This window comes from Paraburkholderia sp. J63 (assembly GCF_905220245.1).
Lineage (GTDB): Bacteria > Pseudomonadota > Gammaproteobacteria > Burkholderiales > Burkholderiaceae > Paraburkholderia.
This window is the reverse complement of record NZ_CAJMZF010000026.1, coordinates 38,106-59,367: the sequence shown is the minus strand read 5'-3', so window position 1 is coordinate 59,367 and position 21,262 is coordinate 38,106. Positions and strand designations below refer to the sequence as shown.

Annotated in this window: 18 protein-coding genes and 1 pseudogene; 9 read left to right on the top strand and 10 right to left on the bottom strand. The window is 67.3% G+C overall.

Annotation, left to right across the window (positions count from 1 at the left end):
* Positions 1–14: 14 nt before the first annotated feature.
* The 4 genes from kch to U5775_RS24875 form a co-directional block, all read right to left on the bottom strand.
* Entirely contained in the window at positions 15–1,202 is a 1,188-nt protein-coding gene (gene kch, locus U5775_RS24890; protein ID WP_322060757.1) for a voltage-gated potassium channel protein, read from the bottom strand.
* Positions 1,203–1,243: 41 nt separating this feature from the next.
* Positions 1,244–2,158 carry a mechanosensitive ion channel family protein gene (locus U5775_RS24885; protein ID WP_322060756.1) on the bottom strand — a complete coding sequence of 305 codons (915 nt, stop codon included), beginning with the start codon at positions 2,156–2,158 and terminating at the stop codon, positions 1,244–1,246.
* Positions 2,159–2,305: 147 nt separating this feature from the next.
* Complete coding sequence (locus U5775_RS24880) at positions 2,306–2,857, bottom strand: N-acetyltransferase family protein (RefSeq protein WP_322060755.1); 552 nt, start codon at positions 2,855–2,857, stop codon at positions 2,306–2,308.
* A 161-nt stretch (positions 2,858–3,018) separates the two neighbouring features.
* Positions 3,019–3,936, bottom strand: a complete 918-nt coding sequence (locus tag U5775_RS24875; RefSeq protein ID WP_322060754.1) for a DMT family transporter — start codon at positions 3,934–3,936, stop codon at positions 3,019–3,021.
* Between the two features lie 119 nt (positions 3,937–4,055).
* Between U5775_RS24875 and U5775_RS24870 the strand changes: the two genes are divergently transcribed.
* Positions 4,056–5,546, top strand: coding sequence for a PLP-dependent aminotransferase family protein (locus U5775_RS24870; protein WP_322060753.1), 1,491 nt, complete (start codon positions 4,056–4,058; stop codon positions 5,544–5,546).
* Between the two features lie 28 nt (positions 5,547–5,574).
* On the opposite strand, the gene U5775_RS24865 is transcribed toward U5775_RS24870, so the two are convergent.
* Positions 5,575–6,879 (bottom strand): MFS family transporter, encoded by a 1,305-nt coding sequence (locus tag U5775_RS24865; protein WP_322060752.1) that lies wholly within the window; start codon positions 6,877–6,879, stop codon positions 5,575–5,577.
* A gap of 271 nt (positions 6,880–7,150) precedes the next feature.
* Positions 7,151–8,683, bottom strand: a complete 1,533-nt coding sequence (locus U5775_RS24860) for an MDR family MFS transporter (protein ID WP_322060751.1) — start codon at positions 8,681–8,683, stop codon at positions 7,151–7,153.
* A 120-nt stretch (positions 8,684–8,803) separates the two neighbouring features.
* On the opposite strand from U5775_RS24860, the gene U5775_RS24855 reads away from it, so the two are divergent.
* The 5 genes and pseudogenes from U5775_RS24855 (at position 8,804) to U5775_RS24835 (ending at position 13,123) form a co-directional block, all read left to right on the top strand.
* Positions 8,804–9,586: a TetR/AcrR family transcriptional regulator gene (locus U5775_RS24855; protein WP_322060750.1), complete on the top strand. Its 783-nt coding sequence runs from the start codon at positions 8,804–8,806 to the stop codon at positions 9,584–9,586.
* 77 nt (positions 9,587–9,663) lie between these two features.
* The gene (locus U5775_RS24850) at positions 9,664–11,235 is read left to right on the top strand and encodes a cryptochrome/photolyase family protein (protein WP_415913648.1); all 1,572 of its coding nucleotides are present in this window, start codon (positions 9,664–9,666) and stop codon (positions 11,233–11,235) included.
* A gap of 250 nt (positions 11,236–11,485) precedes the next feature.
* On the top strand, positions 11,486–11,896 hold the full coding sequence (locus U5775_RS24845) for a response regulator (protein ID WP_322060749.1): 411 nt from the start codon (positions 11,486–11,488) through the stop codon (positions 11,894–11,896).
* A 203-nt stretch (positions 11,897–12,099) separates the two neighbouring features.
* A pseudogene (locus U5775_RS24840) lies at positions 12,100–12,743 on the top strand (DUF6402 family protein); the annotation flags it as partial.
* Between the two features lie 29 nt (positions 12,744–12,772).
* Positions 12,773–13,123 (top strand): hypothetical protein, encoded by a 351-nt coding sequence (locus tag U5775_RS24835; RefSeq protein ID WP_322060748.1) that lies wholly within the window; start codon positions 12,773–12,775, stop codon positions 13,121–13,123.
* Positions 13,124–13,214: 91 nt separating this feature from the next.
* Here the strand turns inward: U5775_RS24835 and U5775_RS24830 are convergent, their stop codons facing one another.
* Together U5775_RS24830 and U5775_RS24825 are read right to left on the bottom strand one after the other, a co-directional pair.
* Positions 13,215–13,847, bottom strand: a complete 633-nt coding sequence (locus U5775_RS24830) for a Fur family transcriptional regulator (protein WP_322060747.1) — start codon at positions 13,845–13,847, stop codon at positions 13,215–13,217.
* Positions 13,848–13,922: 75 nt separating this feature from the next.
* The gene (locus U5775_RS24825) at positions 13,923–14,549 is read right to left on the bottom strand and encodes a glutathione S-transferase (protein ID WP_322060746.1); all 627 of its coding nucleotides are present in this window, start codon (positions 14,547–14,549) and stop codon (positions 13,923–13,925) included.
* Between the two features lie 216 nt (positions 14,550–14,765).
* Here U5775_RS24825 and U5775_RS24820 point away from each other — a divergent pair, with 216 nt between their 5' ends.
* The gene (locus U5775_RS24820; RefSeq protein WP_322060745.1) at positions 14,766–16,526 is read left to right on the top strand and encodes an ATP-binding domain-containing protein; all 1,761 of its coding nucleotides are present in this window, start codon (positions 14,766–14,768) and stop codon (positions 16,524–16,526) included.
* 63 nt (positions 16,527–16,589) lie between these two features.
* Here U5775_RS24820 and U5775_RS24815 read toward each other — a convergent pair whose 3' ends face one another.
* The gene (locus U5775_RS24815) at positions 16,590–17,537 is read right to left on the bottom strand and encodes a phosphoribosyltransferase (RefSeq protein ID WP_322060744.1); all 948 of its coding nucleotides are present in this window, start codon (positions 17,535–17,537) and stop codon (positions 16,590–16,592) included.
* A gap of 247 nt (positions 17,538–17,784) precedes the next feature.
* Between U5775_RS24815 and U5775_RS24810 the strand changes: the two genes are divergently transcribed.
* Positions 17,785–18,363 (top strand): molybdopterin-dependent oxidoreductase, encoded by a 579-nt coding sequence (locus U5775_RS24810; RefSeq protein WP_322060743.1) that lies wholly within the window; start codon positions 17,785–17,787, stop codon positions 18,361–18,363.
* Between the two features lie 7 nt (positions 18,364–18,370).
* Positions 18,371–20,257 (top strand): hybrid sensor histidine kinase/response regulator, encoded by a 1,887-nt coding sequence (locus U5775_RS24805; protein ID WP_322060802.1) that lies wholly within the window; start codon positions 18,371–18,373, stop codon positions 20,255–20,257.
* Positions 20,258–20,368: 111 nt separating this feature from the next.
* Here U5775_RS24805 and U5775_RS24800 read toward each other — a convergent pair whose 3' ends face one another.
* Positions 20,369–21,223 carry a helix-turn-helix domain-containing protein gene (locus U5775_RS24800; RefSeq protein WP_322060742.1) on the bottom strand — a complete coding sequence of 285 codons (855 nt, stop codon included), beginning with the start codon at positions 21,221–21,223 and terminating at the stop codon, positions 20,369–20,371.
* Between the last annotated feature and the right edge of the window lie 39 nt (positions 21,224–21,262).

Here is a 21,262-nt window from a genome sequence, read left to right as displayed (position 1 = left end):
CACGCAGGCCGGCCTTACGACGCGGCCCCGCCCGCCTCCGTCTTGCCGAACAGCAGATGCTCGATGAGATCGTTGTCGATGGTCTCGTTGTTGAGCGTGCGCGCGAGCAATTCCCCCGCGAGCAGTTGCGGCGAGAACACCATGTCGGGCTGCAGCAGGCGCAGGCGCTGCAGGTTGCGGCTGTCGTTCACGAGCGCCACGGTGCGCACCTTCGGCGCGAGCTCCTTGATCGCGAGGATCACGAACGCGTTCTCGGCGTCGTCCATGCGTAGCGCGAGCACGGCGAGCGCCGTTTCCGCGCCCGCGTGATGGAGCGTGGCCGTGTCGCTCGCGTCGCCTTCCACGAGGTCGGCCTCGGGCGGATAGTTATGCTGCGTGCCGGGCGCGACGATCACCGTGACGGCATAGCCGCGCTTCTTCAGGCCCGCGTACACGCTATGCGCGAGCGGCGAGGCGCCGACGATCAAATAATGGTTCTTGCGGGTCACGTTCGAGATGCCTCCCTTCACGATGCGTTTGAGCTTGCCGCCGATCACCGGCCCGAGCACGGCGCTGATCGACGTGGCGAACACGGTAATGCCGAGCACGATCACCGAAGCCGTAAACAGCCGCGCGGTATCCGAGCGCGGCACGATATCGCCGTAGCCCACCGTCGACATCGACACGATCGAGAAGTAGAACGCCGTGACGATGGTGCGGATGGGCGGTGCGAAGTCGTCGCCGAGATAGAGCGCGCCGAACACCGCATAGATGAGCAGCGAACTGATGCTCAGGACCGCGAACAATGTGCTGGCGGCGAAGCTCGAGCGGTCGAAGCGCCGCCAGTAGTAGACGAGCGCGACGGCCAGCGCGAGCGTGAACGCGAACACCACGCTGCTGCGATAGTCGCCCCAGAGGCTGATGCTGCCGGCCGCGGCGAGCAGCAGGAGCGAGAGCGCCCACGCCACGCGGGCGCGCAGCGCGATGCCGATGGCCATCGTCGTGAGGCCCGCCGCGATCACGGCCTGGGGCAGCGCGAGCACGCCGAAGGCGTTGATGAGCGAGATCCAGTCCTCGAACCACGAGCCGCGCGAATGGCGCAGCACGTTTTCGGCCACGGGGCGCAGCAGCATCAGCCCGTCGACGACGAGCAGCAGCGCGAGATACCCATGCGGCACGAGCTGGGTGGCGAGCGTGCGCAGGCGGCGCGCGAAGGCGTTCATGGCGGTGTCGGCGGGTTGGGCTTCACGTCACTCGCGTCACGTTACGCGCCGTGCTGGGCCGGCTGGCCCGCCGCGGCGGCTGGTGCGGATGATGTGTTTGGTGCAGCCTGTGCCGACGGCTCGGGCTGCGTCTGCACGATATGGAGCTCGCGCGTGCGCAGCGGCAGTGCGCATTGCGCGTCGTTGAGCGCCTGGCGCACCTTGCGCGAGAGATTCCAGCGCATCTCCCAGAACGTGTCGATGTTGCACCACAAGCGAATATTCAGGACTGCCGTGCTGTCGTCGAAGCGGCTCACCATCACTTGCGGCGCGGGCGCTTCGAGCACGTGCGGCTCGGCAGCCGCGAGCGTGCGCAGCACCTCGATGGCGCGGTTCACGTCGTCGCGCACCGAGACCTCCACTTCGAGGTCGAGCCGGCGCGTGGGATTGCGGCTGTAATTGCGGATCGAATTGCTCCACAGCGCGCTGTTGGGCACGTATTCGCAGATGCCGTCGGGTTTCGTGAGGCGCGTCGTGAAGAGGTTCACTTCTTCGACGGTGCCCGCGACGCTGACGCCGCTGCCGCCGTCGATATAGTCGCCCACCTTGAAGGGCCGCAGCAGCAGCAACATGATGCCCGCGGCGATGTTCTGCAGCGTGCCTTGCAGCGCGAGGCCGATGGCGAGACCCGCGGCGCCGAGCACGGCCACGATGCTCGCGGTCTGCACGCCCACTTGCGAGAGCGCGCCGACGATCGCGATGAGCCGCACGCCCCACAGCGACGAGTCGCGCACGATGGGGCGCAGCGTGGCGTCGATGCTGTCCTGGCGCGAGAGCCAGTTGCCGACGCGCCGCGCGATCCACCAGCCGATCCAGAGGATCGCGGCGGCCGCGCAAAGGCGCAGCGCGAAGCTGGTGAGGGCGTCCCACAGGAAATTCCAGTTGGACGGGTGAACATGGTTGAACAGGGATTCCATAAGCGCGAAGTTCTCGAAGTCTGCCGGACCGGCGCGCGGCCGGTCTGCCTGGAGGACGTATTGTAAGGGCGCGCGTGCCGCATCGAGCCGCACGGTGCGCGCTTTGCGCTCAGGTTCGCGCGGCTGGGCGCGGCGATGGGGGCTGACTTATCCGCGAGGGTTGGACGGCATGGTGCGTTGGCCCTCGCCGAGCGCACGCTGCATGAGCGTCGTGTCGCGCCAGGCGTCGTGCTTGAAGCCCACCGCGCGCAGCGTGCCCACCAGCTCGAAACCGAGGCTTTCGTGCAGCGCGAGCGAGCCGCCTTTCGGGTCGGCGACCACGGCGATCATCTGCCGCCACGGGCCGGCTTCGCAACGCGCGATCAGCGCTTCGAGCAGCGTGCGGCCGAGGCCGCGTCCGCGAAACGCTTCGTCGATATAGATCGAGTCTTCGATGGTGTAGCGATAGGCCGCGCGCGGCCGGTAGGGCGTGGCGTAGCAATAGCCGGCCACCCGGCCGGCGATCTCGGCGACGAGCCACGGCAAGCCTTGCTCGCGCACGGCGGCATGGCGGCGCAGCAGCTCGTCCTGCGAGGGCGGCGTCTCTTCGAACGAGGCCGCGCCATGCAGCACGTGATGGGCGTAGATGGCCGCGATGGCGCGGAAGTCGGCGGGCGTGGCGTCGCGCAGGACAGGCGCGGCGATGCGAGGTGGATTCATGAGGTAGGTGCGGGTTCGTGGGCGCCGCGCGGATCAGGTGCGCATCGGGAGCGATGCATGGCGCGGCAACGCTGCTCACTATGCCGTGGACGCACGATGAAATGAAGCGAGTCAAAAATGGCGCCGCTCGGCGAGGCGGCTTCGGCTGCGCTTCGTCAACCTCACCCGCGCTGCGCCTGCGGCGCGCGGCTCGGTGCCGAAGCGTTGCGCCCGAAACGGCGCGCCCCGGCCACGCAGGCGATGACCACCACGGTCACGGCGATCATCGCGGGCGGCACCGCCTCGTGCAGCAGCAGGGCGGCGAGCACGAAGCCGAAGAACGGCTGCAGCAATTGCAACTGGCCCACGCCCGCAATGCCGCCGAGCGCGAGGCCGCGATACCAGAACACGAAGCCGATCAGCATGCTGAACAGCGACACATAGGCGAGCCCCCACCACGAAGCCGCGCCCACGGCCGCGAACGAGGCGGGCAGGCACCACCAGGCGAGCGGCGCCATCACGGGCAGCGAAATCACGAGCGCCCAGCAGATCACCTGCCAGCCGCCGAGGTGCCGCGAGAGCCGCGCGCCTTCCGCATAGCCCAGACCGCAGGCGACGATGGCGGCCAGCATCAGCGCGTCGCCCACGGGCGAAGCGTCCACGCCGTGGCGCAGCGCGAACGCCACCACGGCGCCGCTGCCAATGGCCGAGAAGACCCAGAACGCCGGCTGCGGACGCTCGCCGGCGCGCAGCACACCGAAGATCGCCGTGGCGAGCGGCAACAGGCCGACGAAGACGATCGCGTGCGCCGAGCTCACATGGCGCAGCGCGAGCGCGGTGAGGAGCGGAAAGCCCACCACCACGCCGAGCGCCACGATCACGAGCGGCCCGACCTCGCGCCGCTCGGGCCGCGGCGCGCGCAGGACGAGCAGCAGCAGCGCGCCGAGCGCGCCCGCGAGCGTGGCGCGCGCGCCGGTGAGAAAGAGCGGATCGAGACCGAGCACGGCCAGACGCGTGGCGGGCAGCGAGCCGCTGAAGATGAGGACGCCTGCGAGGCCGCAGAGCCAGCCGTCGGTGGTGGAATCGAGGGGTTTGCGCATGGAGGGTGGAGTCGGGAAGGGACGGTGCCGGACGGGTCATCATGCGCGCGCGGCGGCAAACCGGTAAGCCAAGGATCAGTACAATATGGGCAAACTGTATTGAACACGGAGCAGTACAGATGGAAGACACCCGGCAGACAGGGACTCTCGCGCTCACGCGCGTCGAGCAGGTGATGCAGGCGCTGCGCGAGCGCATCGCCTCGCGCGCGCTGGCGGCGGGCGCGCGCGTGCCGTCGATCCGCATGATGAGCGAGCAGATCGGCGTTTCGAAGTCGACGGTGGTGGAGGCGTACGAACGGCTCGTCGCAGAGGGCACGCTCATCGCGCGGCGCGGCTCCGGCTTCTTCGTGGCGGGACATGCGCTGCCGGGCGCTCATGGAACACCGGGCGCCGGCGCTTACGGCACATACGGCGCCTTCGCGGCGCGCGGGCCGATGGGCGCGCCGGGCCCGCGCCTCGACCGCGAGATCGACCCGCTCTGGCTCACGCGCCAGTCGCTCGAAACCGATGCGCGCGCGCTGCGGCCCGGTTGCGGCTGGCTGCCCGCGTCGTGGCTGCCGCAGGATGCGGTGCGGCGCGCGCTGCGCGCCATCGCGCGCGACCCGCACGCCCAGCTCACCGACTACGCCACGCCGCTCGGCCTGCCGGCGCTGCGCCAGCAACTGGCGTGGCGGCTCGCGCAGCACGGCGTGGAGGCCGCGCCCGAGCAGATCGTGCTCACCGACGGCGGCAGCCAGGCGCTCGACCTCTTGTGCCGCTTTCTGCTCGAGCCCAGCGATACGGTGGTGGTCGACGACCCGTGCTATTTCAATTTCCAGGCGCTGTTGCGCGTGCATCGCGTGAACGTCGTGAGCGTGCCCTATACGCCCACGGGCCCTGATCTCGCGGCGTTCGAGCGCGTGTTGGCCGAGCACCGGCCGCGTCTTTACGTGACGAACTCGGCGATCCACAACCCCACCGGCGCGACGCTCGCGCCTGCCGTTGCGCATCGGCTGCTCAAGCTCGCCGAGCAGCACAATCTGTTGATCGTCGAGGACGACATCTTCGCCGACTTCGAAACCGATCCGGCGCCGCGTCTCGCGGCCTTCGACGGCCTCGCGCGCGTGGTGGCCATCGGCAGCTTCTCGAAGACGATGACGGCGGCGGCGCGCTGCGGCTATATCGCGGCGCGCGCCGACTGGATCGAGCCGCTCGTCGACCTGAAGCTCTCGGTGTCGTTCGGCAATGGCGAACTGGCCGCGGATCTCGTGCAGCGGCTGCTCGTGGACGGCACCTATCGGCGCTATCTGGACGGCCTGCGCGCGAAGCTCGCCGACGCGATGGGCGAGACGCTGCGGCGCCTCGCTGCGGCGGGCGTCACGGCGTGGACGCGTCCGCAGGCGGGCATGCTGGTGTGGGCGCAATTGCCCGATGGACTCGACGCCGCGCGCGTGGCGCGCGAGGCGCTCGCGCAGGGCGTCGTGCTCGCGCCGGGCAACGTGTTCAGCGTGTCGCGCGGCGCTGGCAGCTTCCTGCGCTTCAATGTTTCGCAGTGCAATCGACCGAAGGTCTATGAGACGCTGCAGCGGGCAATGGAGCGGGCCGTGGAGGCGAAGGCCGAGCCTGTTTGAGGGGGGCCTTCGTTCGTGCTTCGCCCCATCAAGGCTCGTGGCGCAGATACCCTTCCTTGCTCGGGTCGCGCATGCGCCACGACACGATCAGCGAGATCGCGCAGAGCGCCGTCACGTACCAGTAGAACGTCGACTCGCTGCCGATCGACTTGAACCACAGCGCCACGTACTCGGCCGAGCCGCCGAAGATGGCATTGGCCACCGCATACGAGAGGCCCACGCCCATCGCGCGAACTTCGGGCGGGAACATCTCGGCCTTGATGAGGCCGCTGATCGACGTATAGAAGCTCACGATCGCGAGCGCGACCACGATGAGCGCGAACGCGGCCAGCGGGCTCGACACGTCCTTGAGCGCATGCATGAGCGGTACCGTGCCGAGCACCGAGAACGAGCCGAACATGATCATCGACATGCGCCGGCCGATCTTGTCCGAGAGCGCGCCGAACACGGGCTGCAGCAGCATGTAGACGAGCAGCGCGCCGGTCATCACGTTGCTGGCGGTTTTCGCGTGCATGCCGGCCGTGTTCACGAGGTACTTCTGCATGTAGGTCGTGAACGTGTAGAAGATCAGCGAGCCGCCCGCGGTGAAACCCACCACCGTGAGGAACGCGCCCTTGTGCTGCCACACGCCGCGGATCGTGCCCGCGTCCTTCTTGTGGCGCGACTCGCTCGTGGAGGTTTCGTCGAGCGACTTGCGCAGATACAGCGAAATCAGCGCGGCAGCCGCGCCCACCACGAACGGAATGCGCCAGCCCCACGCCTTGAGCTCCTCGGTCGAGAGCGTCTGCTGCAGGATCACGAGCACGAGCAGCGCGCAGAGCTGGCCACCGATCAGCGTCACATACTGGAACGAGGCGAAGAAGCCGCGCCGGCCCTTGAGCGCGACCTCGCTCATATAGGTCGCGCTCGTACCGTACTCGCCGCCCACCGAAAGCCCCTGGAACAGTCGCGCGATCAGCAGCATCAGTGGTGCGAACGCGCCGATCTGCGCATAAGTCGGCAGAGCCGCGATCACGAGCGAGCCGCCGCACATCATCAGCACGGAGATCATCATGGCGGCGCGGCGGCCGTGCCGGTCGGCGATGCGGCCGAACAGCCAGCCGCCGATCGGGCGCATCAGGAAGCCCGCCGCGAACACACCAGCGGTGTTAAGCAACTGCGTCGTGGTGTTGCCGCTCGGGAAGAACGCGGGCGCGAAATAGAGCGCGCAGAACGAGTAGATATAGAAGTCGAACCACTCGACGAGATTGCCCGAAGAGGCGCCGACGATGGCGAGCACGCGTCTGCGGGTGTCGTGCGCGTCGTGCACGGCTGGCTCGGTCTTGACGTCCATGGGTGGGTCTTTTCCTGTGTAGTGCGCCTAGGTGGTGCGCTTTTTGGGGCACGACGGCTGTGTGAGCGTCGCGTGCGTATGCGCAGCGCGCCCTGTCAGGTGCGCGGCTACAGAATTTTAGCTAATCGTAATGTTTTTGCCAGAAAATGTAAGGTTGGCGCCTGCATGCGAGGCACGTGGGGCGCCGGAGCGGGGCTGAGCCCGCAGAGGCTGGAGGGAGGGCGCGCGGCGCGCCGAAGAAGTCAGTAGTATTAGCGCGCCGCCTCGGATCTCAGGGATGCTTGCGCAACGGCACATCCTGCAGCAGCCACGCCAATGTGAACGCCAGCACCACCACGCACGCCGCCGAAAAATAGACCGTATGCAGCGCCCCCGCGAAGGCATCGAGATACCGGGCGAGCACCGCGGGCGGCAGATGATGGATCGCATCGGGCGTGAGCGGCTGGGGCAGTTCGACGCCGCCGCTCAGCAGCTTCGCGAGGCGCGCATGCAGCCCATGCGAAAACACCGCACCAAACCCGGCCACGCCCACCGAGCCGCCAATCGAGCGAAACAGCGTCGCGCCCGAGGTAGCCACGCCCATATGCCTGAACGCGACCGTGTTCTGCACGGCGAGTATCAGCACCTGCATCACCATGCCGAGGCCGCAGCCGAGCAGCCCCATGTAGAGATACATGCGCGTGAGCGGCGTTTCGATGCGCAATTGCGCGAGCAGCATCATCGCGGCGGCCACGAGCGCGGTGCCGATGATCGGGAACATGCGGTACTTGCCGATCTTGCTGATGAGCCGGCCCGAGATGATCGACATCGTCAGCACGCCGCCCATCATCGGCAGCATCTGCATGCCGGCCTGCGAAGGCGTCGAGCCCTTCACGACCTGCAGATAGAGCGGCAGGAACGTGACCGAGCCGAACAGCGAAACGCCCACGATGAAGCCGATCAGGCTCGAGAGCACGAAGGTGCGCTCGCGGAAGAGCTCGAGCGGCATGATGGGCTCGGCCGCGTGCTTTTCTTCGTGGATGAAGCCCGCCACCGACACCACGCCGAGCACGAGCGTGAGCCAGAGCGTGGGCGAGCTCCACGGCAGGAGCGAGCCGCCTTCGCTCGTGAACAGGATCAGGCAGGTGAGCGCGGCAGCGAGCCAGCCCGCGCCCATGTAGTCGATCACGTGCTTCACCTGCGCGACGCGTGGCTTGAACACGGCGCCGATCACGGCGAGCGCTACGGCGCCCAGCGGCAGGTTGATGTAGAAGATCCAGCGCCACGAGAGATGCTCGACGAGAAAGCCGCCGAGCAGCGGCCCGACCACGGTCGCGAGCCCGAACACGCCGCCGAACATGCCCTGGTACTTGCCGCGCTGCGCGGGCGGAATGACGTCGCCGATGGCCGCCATCGTCACGACCATGAGGCCGCCGCCGCCCACGCCCTGGAGCGCGCGCAGCGCGATGAGCTGCTCCATGTTCTGCGCCACGCCGCACAGCGCGGAGCCGAGCAGGAAGATGGCGATGGCCGTCTGCAGGACGATCTTGCGGCCGTACAGATCGCCGAATTTGCCATAGAGCGGCACGACGATCGTGGACGTGAGCAGGTACGCGGTGACGACCCATGAGAGCCGGTCGAGCCCGCCCAGCTCGCCGACGATGGTGGGCAGCGCCGTCGAGACAATGGTCTGGTCGAGCGCGGCGAGCAGCATCACGAGCAGCAGCGCGGGGAACAGCAGCCGGATCGGCGGATGCCCGGCCGCCGCCACATGGGGTGCGGCGCCTTGCGTGGTCTGGGTGGTGTCTTGTGTGGGGGATTGCATCGGGACTCTCCAGCTTTTTCTCGATGGTTTCGAGATCGCCTTCGATCTTGAAATTAATTAACTTGAAGATTAATATTAGGATAATTCTCGACCACCGTCAAAGGCTGAAAACGTAACCAGATGAAAGAGACCAATGCGCGGGGGGCGACCCCGCAAGTCCGTCGATCCGCCCCGAAATCTGCCGCAAATCCGGCTAAAACACCCGAAACGTCAGCCTCAGCAGCCGATTCCGCCGCCGCAAAGCCCGCGCCGCGCCGGCCTGGCCGGCCGAGCGGCGGCGCGGGCGGCGCCGAGCAGCGCGAGCGCCTGATTGCCATTGCGCTCGCGCTGTTCGCGCGCCAGGGCATCGTCGACACCACGCTTTCCGCCATCGCGCGCGAGGCGGGCGTCACGCCCGCGATGGTCCATTACTACTTCAAGACGCGCGACCAGCTGATCGACGTGCTCATCGACGAGCGCTTCCTGCCCTTGCGCTCGGCCATGGGCGGCGTGTTCGAGGCCCATCCCGACGATCCCGTGGCCGCGCTCACGGCGCTCACGCTGCGCTTCGTGGAAGTGGGGCAGGCGCATCCGTGGTTCGCGCCGCTGTGGATACGCGAGGTGATCAGCGAGGGCGGTTTGCTGCGTCAGCGCATGCACGAGCGCTTCGGGCACGATCATCAGCGCGCGGCGCACGAGGCCATCGCGCGCTGGCAGCGCGATGGCAAGCTCAATGCGGCGCTGGAGCCGTCACTGCTGTTCCAGTCGCTGCTCGGGCTCACGCTGCTGCCGCTCGCCACGGCGCAGGTGTGGCGCAACGACCTCGTGCCGCGCCGCGTCGGCGCCGAGGAAATCGCGCGTCATGCCGTCGCGCTGATTACGCAAGGCATACGGCCTGCCTCGCCACTCAAGCCCGAGTGTTAGCCTCGCGTTTCGCGCGTTTCGCGTGTTTTCGCGTCAGGGCACGACGCACCGCGGTCCTATCCATCCGGTCGAGGTCCATCCTGACTTCCGCACAGCCCGTTCATGTCCCTGTCGTCGTCTGGTTCCGCGACGATCTGCGCCTCGCCGATCAGCCCGCGCTTGCCCATGCAGCGGCCACCGGGCAGCCGCTGATCTGCCTCTATATCCATGATCCGCAGGCGGCCGGCGAGCGTGCGCCCGGCGGCGCGGCGCGCTGGTGGCGGCACGTCACGCTCGCGGCGCTCGACGCCGCGTTGCGCGCGCGGGGCGGCCGGCTCCTGCTGATGCAGGGCGCCGGGAGCGAGACGCTTCAGGCGTGCATCGAGGCGAGCGGCGCCAGCGCCGTGTACTGGAACCGCCGCTACGGCGGCAACGAACGCGACGCCGATGCCAGATTGAAGGCGCAATTGCGCGAGCAGGGGCTCGTGGCCGAGAGCTTCAACGGCACGCTGCTGTACGAGCCGTGGACGGTGCTCAACCAGTCCGGCGAGCCGTTCCAGGTGTTCTCGGCCTTCTGGCGCGCATGCCAGCGCGCCGGCGATCCGCCGCCACCGGCCCCCGCGCCGCGACGGTGGAATTTTCAATCGCTACCGGCAGGACTTACGCAACTCGCCTCGAAGCTCGACGATCTCGGCCTCGCCCCGCGCCAGCCCGACTGGGCCGGCGGCCTGCGCGAGGCCTGGCCGGCGGGCGAGGAGGCCGCGCTCGAACGGCTGCGCGCATTTTTCTCCGATGATTTCGAGGCCTACGCAGGCGAGCGCGACGCGCCGGAACTGGCCTCGACCAGCCGTCTTTCACCGTATCTGAGCGTGGGCGCGCTCTCGCCGCGCCAGGTCTATGCGGCGCTGCAGGCGGCGCAGCACGATCGGCATGCATGGCACGCCGGAGCGGTGGGCTCGCCCGCGCGCCGCGAGGCCAGCGCCGAAAAATTCGCCAGCGAGCTGGGATGGCGGGAGTTCTGCCATTACCAGCGCTATCACTACCCCGATCTGGCACGGCGCAATCTGCGTCCGGCGTTCGATGCCATGCCCTGGCGCCGCGACGCCCGCAACCTGCGCGCATGGCAGCGCGGCCTGACGGGCTATCCGTTCGTCGACGCCGGCATGCGCGAGCTCTGGCACACCGGCTGGATGCACAATCGCGTGCGCATGGTGACTGCATCGTTCGCGACGAAGCATCTGCTGCTGGACTGGCGCGCGGGCGAGCAGTGGTTCTGGGACACCCTCGTCGACGCCGATCCAGCCAGCAATCCGGCCAACTGGCAATGGGTCGCCGGCTCGGGCATGGACGCGGCGCCGTACTTTCGCATCTTCAATCCCGTCTTGCAGGGCCAGAAGTTCGATCCGCGTGGCGCGTACATCAGGAAATGGGTGCCGGAGCTCGCCTCGTTGCCCGACCGGCTGATCCATCAGCCCTGGAAGGCGGGCCCGCAAGACCTGGAGACGGCGGGCTTGCGGCTCGGCACCGACTATCCGATGCCGGTCGTCGCGCACGAGGCGGCGCGCGCGCGGGCGCTAGAGGCGTTCGCGAAGACCGGCAAAGCGAGGGGCAAAGCAGGGGACAAATCGGGAGGCAAGTCCACGGGCGCCGCGCAAAAAGGGGACGATTGAGGCGGCAAAGGCAGGCGCGCAAACGAGCCGGTTTAGCCGATTCGCATCGGCATGACGAGATGCGCGGCTGTCATCGGCGTGACCTCGACTGCGGCTATCGTGCGCGGCGCCGGGCTGGAACGTCCGGCATCGGGATTGCTCTAATTGGGCGATTGGGCGCGTTGCACGTAGTGTGTTGCCCGCGGCTCGCCGCGCGCCCATCGCGCCGCGCGGCAAGCCAAACAGACAGAACGGCACTCAAGCAAACACAATGAACGCAGTACACAAGCTCGACCAGACGACCATCGTGCTGGTCGAAGACGACCCGCAAAGCCGGGATTCCCTGACCTCCTTGCTGGAAGCGGAGGGAGCCCATGTGGTTGCGGTGGAGGACGCCGAAGCGGGCGTCGAAGCGGCGCTCAGCCTCATGCCCGACGCGGTGGTCTGCGACCTGGACCTGCCCGCGATGGATGGCTTCTACCTGATCCAGCGTCTGCGCGACCACGAGATTCGCGGCGATCATGCCCCGGCTGTCGCAGTGGCGCTCACGGGTCATACCGACGAGAGCTGGCGTCTGCGCAGCATCGGCGAAGGCTTTCAGCACTTCATGACCAAGCCGGCGAGGCCTGAGGCACTGGTTGCGTTGCTGAGCGACGCAATCGATGCGCGTCAGGGGCTTTGAAGGCGCGGCTGCTGCCCGGCGGCAGATTTGTACTTCGCCATCTGAGCGCGACCTCGGTGCCGCGCGGGATGCGCACGGCCTTGAATCCAGCTTCCTGAGGCGACGAACCGTAATTCGGCCCTATATTTGATGGCGCTCAATCACCGGCTGAGCGGGAAGGGATACGAAGTTTCCCTTCGGTTCGTTAAAGGGAGTCGTATGAGCGCGCAAGGACTGGAAATATTCGGTGTATCGATTGCGGCGATAGCGGGCCGGGCGTGGCTGCGCCGGCTCGGCTTCTTCCAGTTCGCGAACGGTTCGAAGTGACTGAGATACCGGGCGCCCTATGCTCCGAAGAATCAGGCAGTGAACAGCTACCAGAAGGCACATGGTTTTAACCAGGATGGATCGGGCACCTACCCGGATGACCGTGTCGACCTTCAAACGATCTCGCTTGAATGGGTTTTAGGTGCATTAGGGGGCCATGTGCGCTGCGATTGCCGAGGCACAATTCAAACCGGCCTTTTGGGGTGGAATGGATGTCGAGGTGACGAAAATAGCGATATACGTGAAAAATCCCTATTCATTCTTCGATGACGAAGGAGAAGGATCACAGTATCTGGGCCATTGGAACAAAGACGGAATTTGCCTTGTGCCAGAAGGTTACGTCGCGCAGCGTGGAAATTTAGGGAATTGGAGCAATTACATCATCCAACCAGAAGGTCCATATGGGCGCACCTTTTGGCCGGTTCATAATCGTGCTTTTCGACGCTGGCAAGATACCCATAACGCCGGCGGCGATATGATCCTGTTCTCTGATTTTCGTGTGGTAAAGATCGAGCCAATCAAATTCAGGGTGAGAAAATGACGAGAACTCGCCGATTTCGACGCTCCTGGGTGGTTATCACCGCCATTGTCATTTTCATCATCGGTATTCAGTACGCCTTCAATGCCTGGAAGCGCGAGACAGCGAAGGAATGTATTTCTGTAACGTCTCACAGCGGACTTTATCGAGCCGAGTCGTGCGTAACCGGCGGAGATGGAAATCTTCTTTTTTACGTCGGCAAACTGTACACAACTCGCGGTGGGGCGCCGGTTGCGCGGGTGAGCTTTGATTCGATGGAGGGCGGACAGCCTGAGTTTATGTTTGACGATAGTGCGGTGCTATTCGAGGGGGCAAACGGCGACTCCGGTCAAATCAAGATTCCGCCGACGTTCCTGGACCGTCTTCGTGCCAGCGTTCCCTAACCCTTAAACCCTTTATTGAAGCGGCGCCTTCTATGCACCGCGCCACACTCCGGTCAGACATGCTTCGAACGCCGCTGCTGCGGGCCGCCGATCACGAAGGTGCGGCAGCTTTCGCGTTCGGTGCGTTATCTTCGGCGCCAGTCCGCTCCGTCGCCTGACACTGCGCACAAACCCCCTTGAGTTCGATCCCGTCGCCGGAGAGCCGGTAGCCCGCGGCTTCGATCTGCGCAACCAGCGCCTGGCGCAGCTTGGGCTCGTGCAGCTCGGTGACGTTGCCGCATTGCTGGCAGACGACGAGGATGCCGTGCTGGCACTGCGTGAGGTCGTGGCAGACGGCGAACGCGTTGATCGATTCGATGCGGTGGACGAGTCCCGCCGCAAGCAGGAAGTCGAGCGCGCGATAGACCGTGGGCGGCGCCGATCCCGGATGGATCTGGCGCATTTCGTCGAGCAGCGAATAGGCCTTGGTCGCGCGGCCCGAGGTGAGCAGCAGTTCGAGCACCTTGCGGCGGATCGGCGTGAGTTTTTCGCCGCGTTCGCGGCAGTAGGCCTCGGCCATCGCGAGCGCGCTTTCGAGCGACGCGCCGCCGGCGCCTTGCGCGCCAACTACGCCATTGACCCCGCTCTCGCCATGACGATGATCGTGCGCTTCGTGGGCGTGATCGTGATCATGCGCGTGGCCGTGCGGGGCCGCGGTGTCCGGGGACGGTTTTGCTGTCTTCATGCCGCGATTATACGGGGCACGCCGTGCCTGCGCTGGCGTGCCCCGGCGCTTCGGGTGAGGCGTCGTGGGCGCCGCTCAGGTCAGCGGCAGGTCGATGTACTTGCGAAAGCCCTGACGCTGCGCGAGGCGCTGATACCAGCGTTCGAGATTCGGCAACGCGGGCCGCTCGACGCCTTCGAGCCCGAACCAGCGCCGCGCGAACGCGCCCAGCACGATGTCGGCGAGCGAGAAGCGCTCGTTTTCGAGGAAGAAGCGGCCTTGCAGATGATGGTCGAGCAGCGTCCACAGCGCGGCCACGCTTTGCACGTCGGCTGCGATCTTCGCGGGGTCGCGCTTCTCGGGCGGCGTGCGCACGAGCGCGAGAAAGAGCGGCCGCTCGGCCGGCGCGAGCGTGCCGATCGACCAGTCGAGCCAGCGCTCGATCGAGGCGCGCACCTTCGGATCGGCCGGGTAGAGCAGGCTCGAGGGGCCGTACTCCATCGCCAGATAACGCAGGATCGCGTTCGATTCCCACAGCACGAAATTGCCGTCCACGAGGGTCGGGATCTTGCCGTTCGGGTTCATCGCGAGGTAAGCCGGGTCGTCGAGATGGCCGAACGGGCCGCCCGCGTCGATCCGCTCGAACGGCAGCACGAGTTCGTCGCAACACCACAGCACTTTCTGGACGTTCACCGAGTTGGGGCGTCCCCAGATTTTGATCATCCGGTGCTCTCTCCTTTGCAGCAAAAATTGGCGCGCGATGCGTCGGGACATCCGGCGCGGGCGGCGCGGCCCATTCGATGCGGGGCCGGGATCGCAACGATACACGATCCGGGCGGTTTTTTTGAACCTGCGGCCCGGCGCAGATACGTAGAATAGCCGCTGCACAGCCGGGCTGAACGTGGCTTACCCCGGCACACACCACGACGAGGACCGTCCATGGCCCGCATTGTCCCCGACGACTGGCAGCACCTCGAAGCGACCGGCGCCGCCGCGCGCGAACGCGAAACGCTCGCGCTCCTCGAGCGCGGCCTGCCTGCCGGCTACACCGTCTATCACGGCGTGCACTGGACGCGCCTCACGGAGGGGTTCTCCGTGTTCGGCGAGGCGGACTTCGTGATCGTGAGCCCGTCCGGGCGCGCGCTGATCGTCGAGCAGAAGACCGGCTTCCTGCGCGAGACGAAAAACGGTCTCGTGAAGGCGTATCTGCAAACCGAGCGCAACGTCGCGGTCGGGCTCGCGCGCACGGTGGAAGAGTTGCACCGGCGCTTCACGGCCGCGTTCGGCGTGGGCCATTACGGCCTCGACGCGCTCTTTTACTGCCCCGACCACGTGGTGCGCGAGCCCGCGATCGCGGGCGTGCAGCCCTCGCGCATCGTCGACGCCACGCGCAAATCGCAGCTCGCGGCCATCGTGCGCGAGGCGTTGCCCGCCGACGAGCCGCGTCTGCCGTGCGCCGCGAAGATCCATCATTTTCTCGCCGACGAACTCTCGCTCACGCCCGACGCCAGCGCGCTGGTGGGCGCGGCGGGCACGCTCGTCACGCGTCTTGCGGGCGGTCTCGCCACCTGGGCGCGGCGTCTCGAGTTCGAGCCGTTTCGTCTGCGCGTGATCGGCACGGCGGGTTCGGGCAAGACCCAGCTCGCGCTCCAGGTGATGAAGGACGCGCTCGCGCGCGGCGCGCGCACGCTCTATGTGTGCTTCAACCGGCCGCTCGCCGACCACATCGCGAAGGTCGCGCCGCCCGAGGCGAAAGTGGCCAACTACCATCAGCTCTGCGATTGGGTCTCGCGCGACGGCGGCCATGTGCCCGACTTCGAGGGCACGCAGGTTTTCGAAGATCTCGAGCGGCGCTTCGTGCAGACGCCGATCGACGCGCGCTGGAAATTCGACGTGGTGATCGTCGACGAGGGGCAGGATTTTCAGCCTGCGTGGGTCGATGCGCTCGCGCGGCTGCTGCGCCCGGGCGCGGCTTGGTGGTGGCTCGAAGACCCGCTGCAGAACCTCTATATGCGCGAGCCCGTGGCCTTGCCGGGCTGGACCGTGCTGCGCGAGACCACCAACTACCGTAGCCCGCGTGACATCCTCGCGTTCTTGCGCGAGGCGGCGGCGGACGCCGCGCCCGCGCTCGCGCTGCATGCGGCGGGCAGCCCGTTCGACGGTTCCGAGGTCACGCTCGCTGTCTGGGACGAACGCGCCGCAGCGGAGGCGGGAACCAGGTCGGCCGATGGGGCGGCGCAAGGCGCGCAGGAGCCGGCCGTGGTGGCGGCCACCAAGCGCGCGATCACGCAGGCGCTCTCGCTCGGCTTTCGCAAGCAGGACATCGTGGTGCTGTCGTTCCGGGGCCGCGAGCACTCGCATTTCACGGCGCTCGACCATCTGGGCCCGCATCGGCTGCGCAGTTTCACGGGGCAGTACGACCTGTTCGGCAATCCGCAGTATCGCGAGGGCGATGTGCTGCTCGATTCGATCTATCGCTTCAAGGGGCAGTCGGCGCCCTGCGTGATCCTCACGGACGTCGACTTCGACGCGCTCGACGAGCGCACGGCGCGCAAGCTCTTCGTGGGCGCGACGCGCGCGACCATGAAGCTGATCGTGGTGGCGTCGGCGCGCGCCGCGCAGGCGATGGGCCATGATCCGGCGATGGCGGCCGGCGAGAGCGTTGTGCACGGCGCGATAGCGGCGCGCGAGAAGCGCTGAGGCGTCAGGTGCAGCCGCCGCAACAGCGGCTCGAAAAACAGCCAAAAGCCCGAACCCCGCGCCTCAACCCCAGACCGAAGCGCCGATCAGCGTGCCCGCGCGCGCCTGCGCGTTCCACCAGATCACGCGCAACAGCGGCGCGAGCCGCGCGATATAGATCGCCTGCACCGGATCGCTCTCGATGAAATGCGTCACGCCGCAGCGTACCGCCGCGGCGGCTTTGTGCGCGGCGGCGCCCGAGGGCGTGTCGTCGTGCTCGCCCGGCGCGCGCATCATCAACTCCAGATGCCCGAAGCCGTGCCGGTCGAGCCACGCCTGGGTGCGCTCGCGGTCGATGTCGGGGCGGCCGGTGATGATCGCGCGCGCGTGCTTCAGGTCGATGTCGGGAATGCGTTCGAGCGGCAGCAGTGCGTCGCGCTCGGCGAGCGCCGCTTCGAGATTCTCGTCGTAGCGCGAGAGCGGAATGTCGGGCAGCAGGATGCCGTCGAGGTCGATCGCATAGACGGCGTAGTCGTGATCGTCGGCCATGCCCGTGCCTTCGCGTCCGCCTTCGCGCGCCCAGTCGGCGCGATAGCGGTCGGTGTAGGCCTGGCGCTCCCACGGGAACAGCGCGAAATAGCCGCTCGCGTCGATCGAATAGTCGGGGCGCAGCCGGCTCAGGTCGTCATAGGCGCCCGTGAGCGTGCGCACCACGAGGCCGTGCTCGCGCAGGAACGCGATGCAGTCGACGAGCGTGTGGCCCCGTCCGGCGATGTCCTCGCACACGAGTACCTTCGAGCCCGGCTCGGGCATCGGCAGCGTGGAGTCCCAGCGCACCTCGCGCGTCTCGCGCGTGTAGCGCAGGAACGCGACGCTCGCGCCGGTCGCGTGCGAGACCATCAGCGCGAGCGGCGCGCCGCCGCGCAGGATGCCGACGACGGCGGCAAAATCCTCTTCGATCAGCAACGGCTGCAGCGATTCGACCCAATGGTCGAGCTGTTCGTAGGTGAGCGGAACGACGGGTTTGTTCATGGGACGGGAGTGACAGTGCGATGACGGTCCGACGCGCCCCGCGGCCGATGCGTGCGCACGCGCGTAGGCGAAGAAGACATCTATTGTCGGATTAATGTTTGACGATATTATGCCTATGCTGGCCGGCTCATGCAGACCGGCACGGTGCGATCACGCAAAGGGCCATATCGCAGCGCGCGCAGGGGACTGCGCAAGCAAGGCTGCGACACGGCCACACAACGAATTTTGCGCCAGGGGAGCGAGAGGAATGCAGGATGATCCTGTTGCCTGCCACGATGGCCGGCACGAAGACCGGCCCGCACGCCGCGAGCGCCGGCGTTTTACGGCTGCGCTGGCGGGCTTGCTGGCGGTGGCTGCGGCGCCACGGCTCGCCCTGGCCACCTCGGATGGAGCGGACGGCTCGCTCCAGCTCGACGTGGACGGCGAAGTGCACGTGACCAACGACGCCGCGCACACGGCCTATCATTTCAGCAAGGCGGCGCTGCTCGAGTTGCCGGTGCATTCGATCGTGACGTCCACCACCTGGACGCCGCGCTCGACCTTCTCGGGGCCGCTGCTCTCGGACGTGCTCAATACCGTGGGCGCGTACGGCAGCCAGATCGAAATCCATACCATCGACGACTATACCTGTGTCGTGCCCGCGTCCGACGCCACGCGCTACGGCGCGGTGCTGGCCTACGAGATGAACGGCAAGCGCCTGAAGGTTAGCAATTTCGGTCCGCTATTCCTGATCTATCCGCGCGACCAGTTCCCGATGGAGCTCGACGGCGCGGCGGGCGACGCCAAGTTCGCCTGGCAGATCGTTTCGATGACCATCAAGCAGTGAGAAGGTGATGCGACGTCCGCTGCGGCGCCTGCTGCATGTGCTGATCTGGGTGGCCGCGCTGGCCCCGCCGGTGGTGGCCGTGGGCTACCTGCTCTACGCGAACCTGCTCAATCCCAATGTGGTGCAGCGCCTGACCGGCAACTACGACGGCCTCTACTGGGACGCCGCGCAGATGCAGATCGCCTACGCGCGCTTCGAAAGCCAGTTGCTGATCTATGCCGACGGCCTCGACCGCGACCTCGACAAGGTGCGCCTGCGCTACGAAGTCCTGCAGTCGAAGCTCAACGTGATGAAGAGCACGACGCGCACGCTCGCGAGCAAGCCCGATCTCATGCGGCGTCAGCAGGCCGATCTCGCCGCGATCCATGCCGCCATCGCGCCGTTCGACGCCGAGATCGCGACGCTCGCCGAGAATCCCGAGCGCGCGGTGCCCATGCTGATGATGCTCGACACGCAATGGGCCCAGGTGACCGATCTCGCGCTCTCGCGGCGCTTTGCCGACGTGACCGAGCGCGAGGGCATCCGGCGCGACTTCATCGCGAAGCGCCGCGAGCTGTTCGCGGCGGGTCTCGTGCTGCTGATGCTTTCGGCGGCGGCGGCGGTGCTGCTCGTGATGAACGGCTATCGGCGCACGCGCCTCATCCGGCAGCAGCACGCGGCGCTCGAGGCCGAGGCCCAGGCGAGCCGCGCCGCACGCGAGGCGAGCATGGCCAAGGATGCGTTCCTCGGCATGATCAGCCACGAGCTGCGCACGCCGCTGCACGCGATCGTCTCGTCGATCGAACTGCTCGGCTTCAACGCGCATTCGGATTCGGACAGCAAGGTGATCCAGCGGCTCGAAACGGCCGCGCGCCAGCTCGAGGCGCAGATGAAGGACCTCACCGATTACGCGCGTCTCGGCGCGGGCAAGCTCGAATTGCGTCAGGAAGCGTTCGATCCGCGCGAATTGCTGCAGTCGATCGTCGATGAAAACGAGCAGGCCGCGCGCGCTCGGGGCCTTGCGTTCGAGTACGCCTGCCACGGCGCCCAGCAGCGGCTCGTGGCCGATCCGCACCGCATTCGCCAGATCGCCAACAACCTCGTGACCAATGCGATCCGCTACACCGAGAGCGGCTCGGTGTGCATCGAGTTCGCGTGGGGCGCGGCGGCGCCCGGCCGCGCGCCGCTCGCGCAAACGTTGGCGATCATCGTGAGCGACACCGGGCCGGGCGTGCCCGCCGCGCAGATCCCGCTGATCTTCCAGGAGTTCACGCAGCTCGACAGTTCGCGTTCGCGCCGCTACGAAGGCGCCGGCATGGGACTCGCGATCGTGCGCGGGCTCGTCGACCTGTTCGGCGGCACGATCGAAACCGATAGCCGCGTGGGCCGGGGCACGACCTTCACGGTGACGATTCCGGTCACGACGCTCGCGGAGCCGGTCGCCGACGTGCTCGCGCCGCACGCTCGCGACGAGGCGCAGCCGCCGGTGCTGGTGGTCGACGACAATCCGCTCGTGCGCGAATCGCTCTGCGAAATGGTCGCGCACATGGGCTATGCGCCGCTCGCCGCCGCCGACGCGGACACCGCGCTGGCCTGCCTCGACGAGACGCCGTGCGACGTCGTGCTGCTCGATCTGCACATGCCGGGCCGCGACGGCTACGCCTTCGTGGCGGGGCTCGAGGCGCGCGCGGGGACGGGGACGGGCGAGCGCCCGCGCGTGATCGCGGTGAGCGCCGATGTGGCCGCGCTCGCCGCCGCGGCCGCCGACAGCGGGAGTCCGTTCTTCGATCTGCTGCCCAAGCCGGTGCACTACGAAGTGCTGCGTATGGCGCTGCTGCGCGCGCTCGATGCGCCGCCCGTGCGGGAGAGTCCGCAGCACGTTTGCGTCGACGCGCGCGAAAAACTGGGGACCTGAGCGGGCGGAGCGTTTTAGGGGAAGGGAGGTTTACCGGCGGCGGCGCGCACAGGAGGCGCGCCAGCCTGGCAAGATGGCGAACGTCAGCGTTGCGAACGTCAGCGCGTTGCCTCAGCCGCGATTGAGCCGCTTGGCCAGATCGGCGACGAGAATCGCCATGCGCGCCGGTTTTTCGTAGCAGGCCACGTTGTAGTGGCGCACCACCTGGCTGATCTCCGACTCGCTCGCCTTGCCCGTCAGCAGCTCGCCCGTGAGCACGAAGATGGGCGCGTCGGGGTTCTCGGAGGCGCGCACCTTGCGGATCGCCTCGGCCGAGGTCTGGGTGCCGAACAGCCAGTCGATCACCACGCCGTCGAACACGTTGTTCTCCAGCGCCTGATTGAACGCGGCGAGACCATAGAGCGCGTGTGCCGCGTAGCCGCAATGTTCGAGGTAGTCGCGCAGGTTGTCGGCCGAGGCCTGGTCGTCGTCCACCACAGCGATGAGCGGCTTGTCCGATTCGGCGCGGCGCGGGTAGATCTCGATCTTGTGAACCTCGCGCGCGTTCTGGTAGAGCGCGCCGTCGGGACGCACCACGCGCCACTGGCCCTGCTTCTCGTAAGCGACGAAGTCGGGGCGGCTGCCCGGCTCCACGGGCGCGCCAATCCAGGCCGTGCAGGCGAGCTCCACGGCGCTCACGCACAAGAGTGCCTCCTGCGCCGTCGCGCCCACCATGCCGGGGTCGAGCAATTGCGCGCCGAACAGTTGCCCGGCGGGCTCGCCGAACGCTTCGGCCACCTTTTTGATTTGCGCGAGCGTCCACGGGCTGTTGCCGCGCAGCTTGCGGTGCCCCTGCGAAAAGCTCAGATCGAGGATCCGGCACAGCTCCGTCGTCTGCTGACGTTTGCCGATGCCGTGCCGGCTCATCAGCTCGCGTACGCGTTCTGCGACCGCGGCCGCGTCGGTTGAGTGTTCAACGTTCGACATGCTGCAAATGGGGGAGGATCGAAGGTGGATTTGGGCTAA

What these genes read in the sequence shown, in the direction of transcription:
- U5775_RS24815 (WP_322060744.1), bottom strand. Translation starts at nt 17,537, where the DNA reads ATGAACAAACCCGTCGTTCCGCTCACCTACGAACAGCTCGACCATTGG.
- U5775_RS24800 (WP_322060742.1), bottom strand. Translation starts at nt 21,223, where the DNA reads ATGTCGAACGTTGAACACTCAACCGACGCGGCCGCGGTCGCAGAACGC.
- U5775_RS24875 (WP_322060754.1), bottom strand. Translation starts at nt 3,936, where the DNA reads ATGCGCAAACCCCTCGATTCCACCACCGACGGCTGGCTCTGCGGCCTC.
- U5775_RS24825 (WP_322060746.1), bottom strand. Translation starts at nt 14,549, where the DNA reads ATGATCAAAATCTGGGGACGCCCCAACTCGGTGAACGTCCAGAAAGTG.
- U5775_RS24855 (WP_322060750.1), top strand. Translation starts at nt 8,804, where the DNA reads ATGAAAGAGACCAATGCGCGGGGGGCGACCCCGCAAGTCCGTCGATCC.
- U5775_RS24810 (WP_322060743.1), top strand. Translation starts at nt 17,785, where the DNA reads ATGCAGGATGATCCTGTTGCCTGCCACGATGGCCGGCACGAAGACCGG.
- U5775_RS24860 (WP_322060751.1), bottom strand. Translation starts at nt 8,683, where the DNA reads ATGCAATCCCCCACACAAGACACCACCCAGACCACGCAAGGCGCCGCA.
- U5775_RS24865 (WP_322060752.1), bottom strand. Translation starts at nt 6,879, where the DNA reads ATGGACGTCAAGACCGAGCCAGCCGTGCACGACGCGCACGACACCCGC.
- U5775_RS24880 (WP_322060755.1), bottom strand. Translation starts at nt 2,857, where the DNA reads ATGAATCCACCTCGCATCGCCGCGCCTGTCCTGCGCGACGCCACGCCC.
- U5775_RS24830 (WP_322060747.1), bottom strand. Translation starts at nt 13,847, where the DNA reads ATGAAGACAGCAAAACCGTCCCCGGACACCGCGGCCCCGCACGGCCAC.
- U5775_RS24845 (WP_322060749.1), top strand. Translation starts at nt 11,486, where the DNA reads ATGAACGCAGTACACAAGCTCGACCAGACGACCATCGTGCTGGTCGAA.
- U5775_RS24870 (WP_322060753.1), top strand. Translation starts at nt 4,056, where the DNA reads ATGGAAGACACCCGGCAGACAGGGACTCTCGCGCTCACGCGCGTCGAG.
- kch (WP_322060757.1), bottom strand. Translation starts at nt 1,202, where the DNA reads ATGAACGCCTTCGCGCGCCGCCTGCGCACGCTCGCCACCCAGCTCGTG.
- U5775_RS24805 (WP_322060802.1), top strand. Translation starts at nt 18,371, where the DNA reads ATGCGACGTCCGCTGCGGCGCCTGCTGCATGTGCTGATCTGGGTGGCC.
- U5775_RS24885 (WP_322060756.1), bottom strand. Translation starts at nt 2,158, where the DNA reads ATGGAATCCCTGTTCAACCATGTTCACCCGTCCAACTGGAATTTCCTG.
- U5775_RS24820 (WP_322060745.1), top strand. Translation starts at nt 14,766, where the DNA reads ATGGCCCGCATTGTCCCCGACGACTGGCAGCACCTCGAAGCGACCGGC.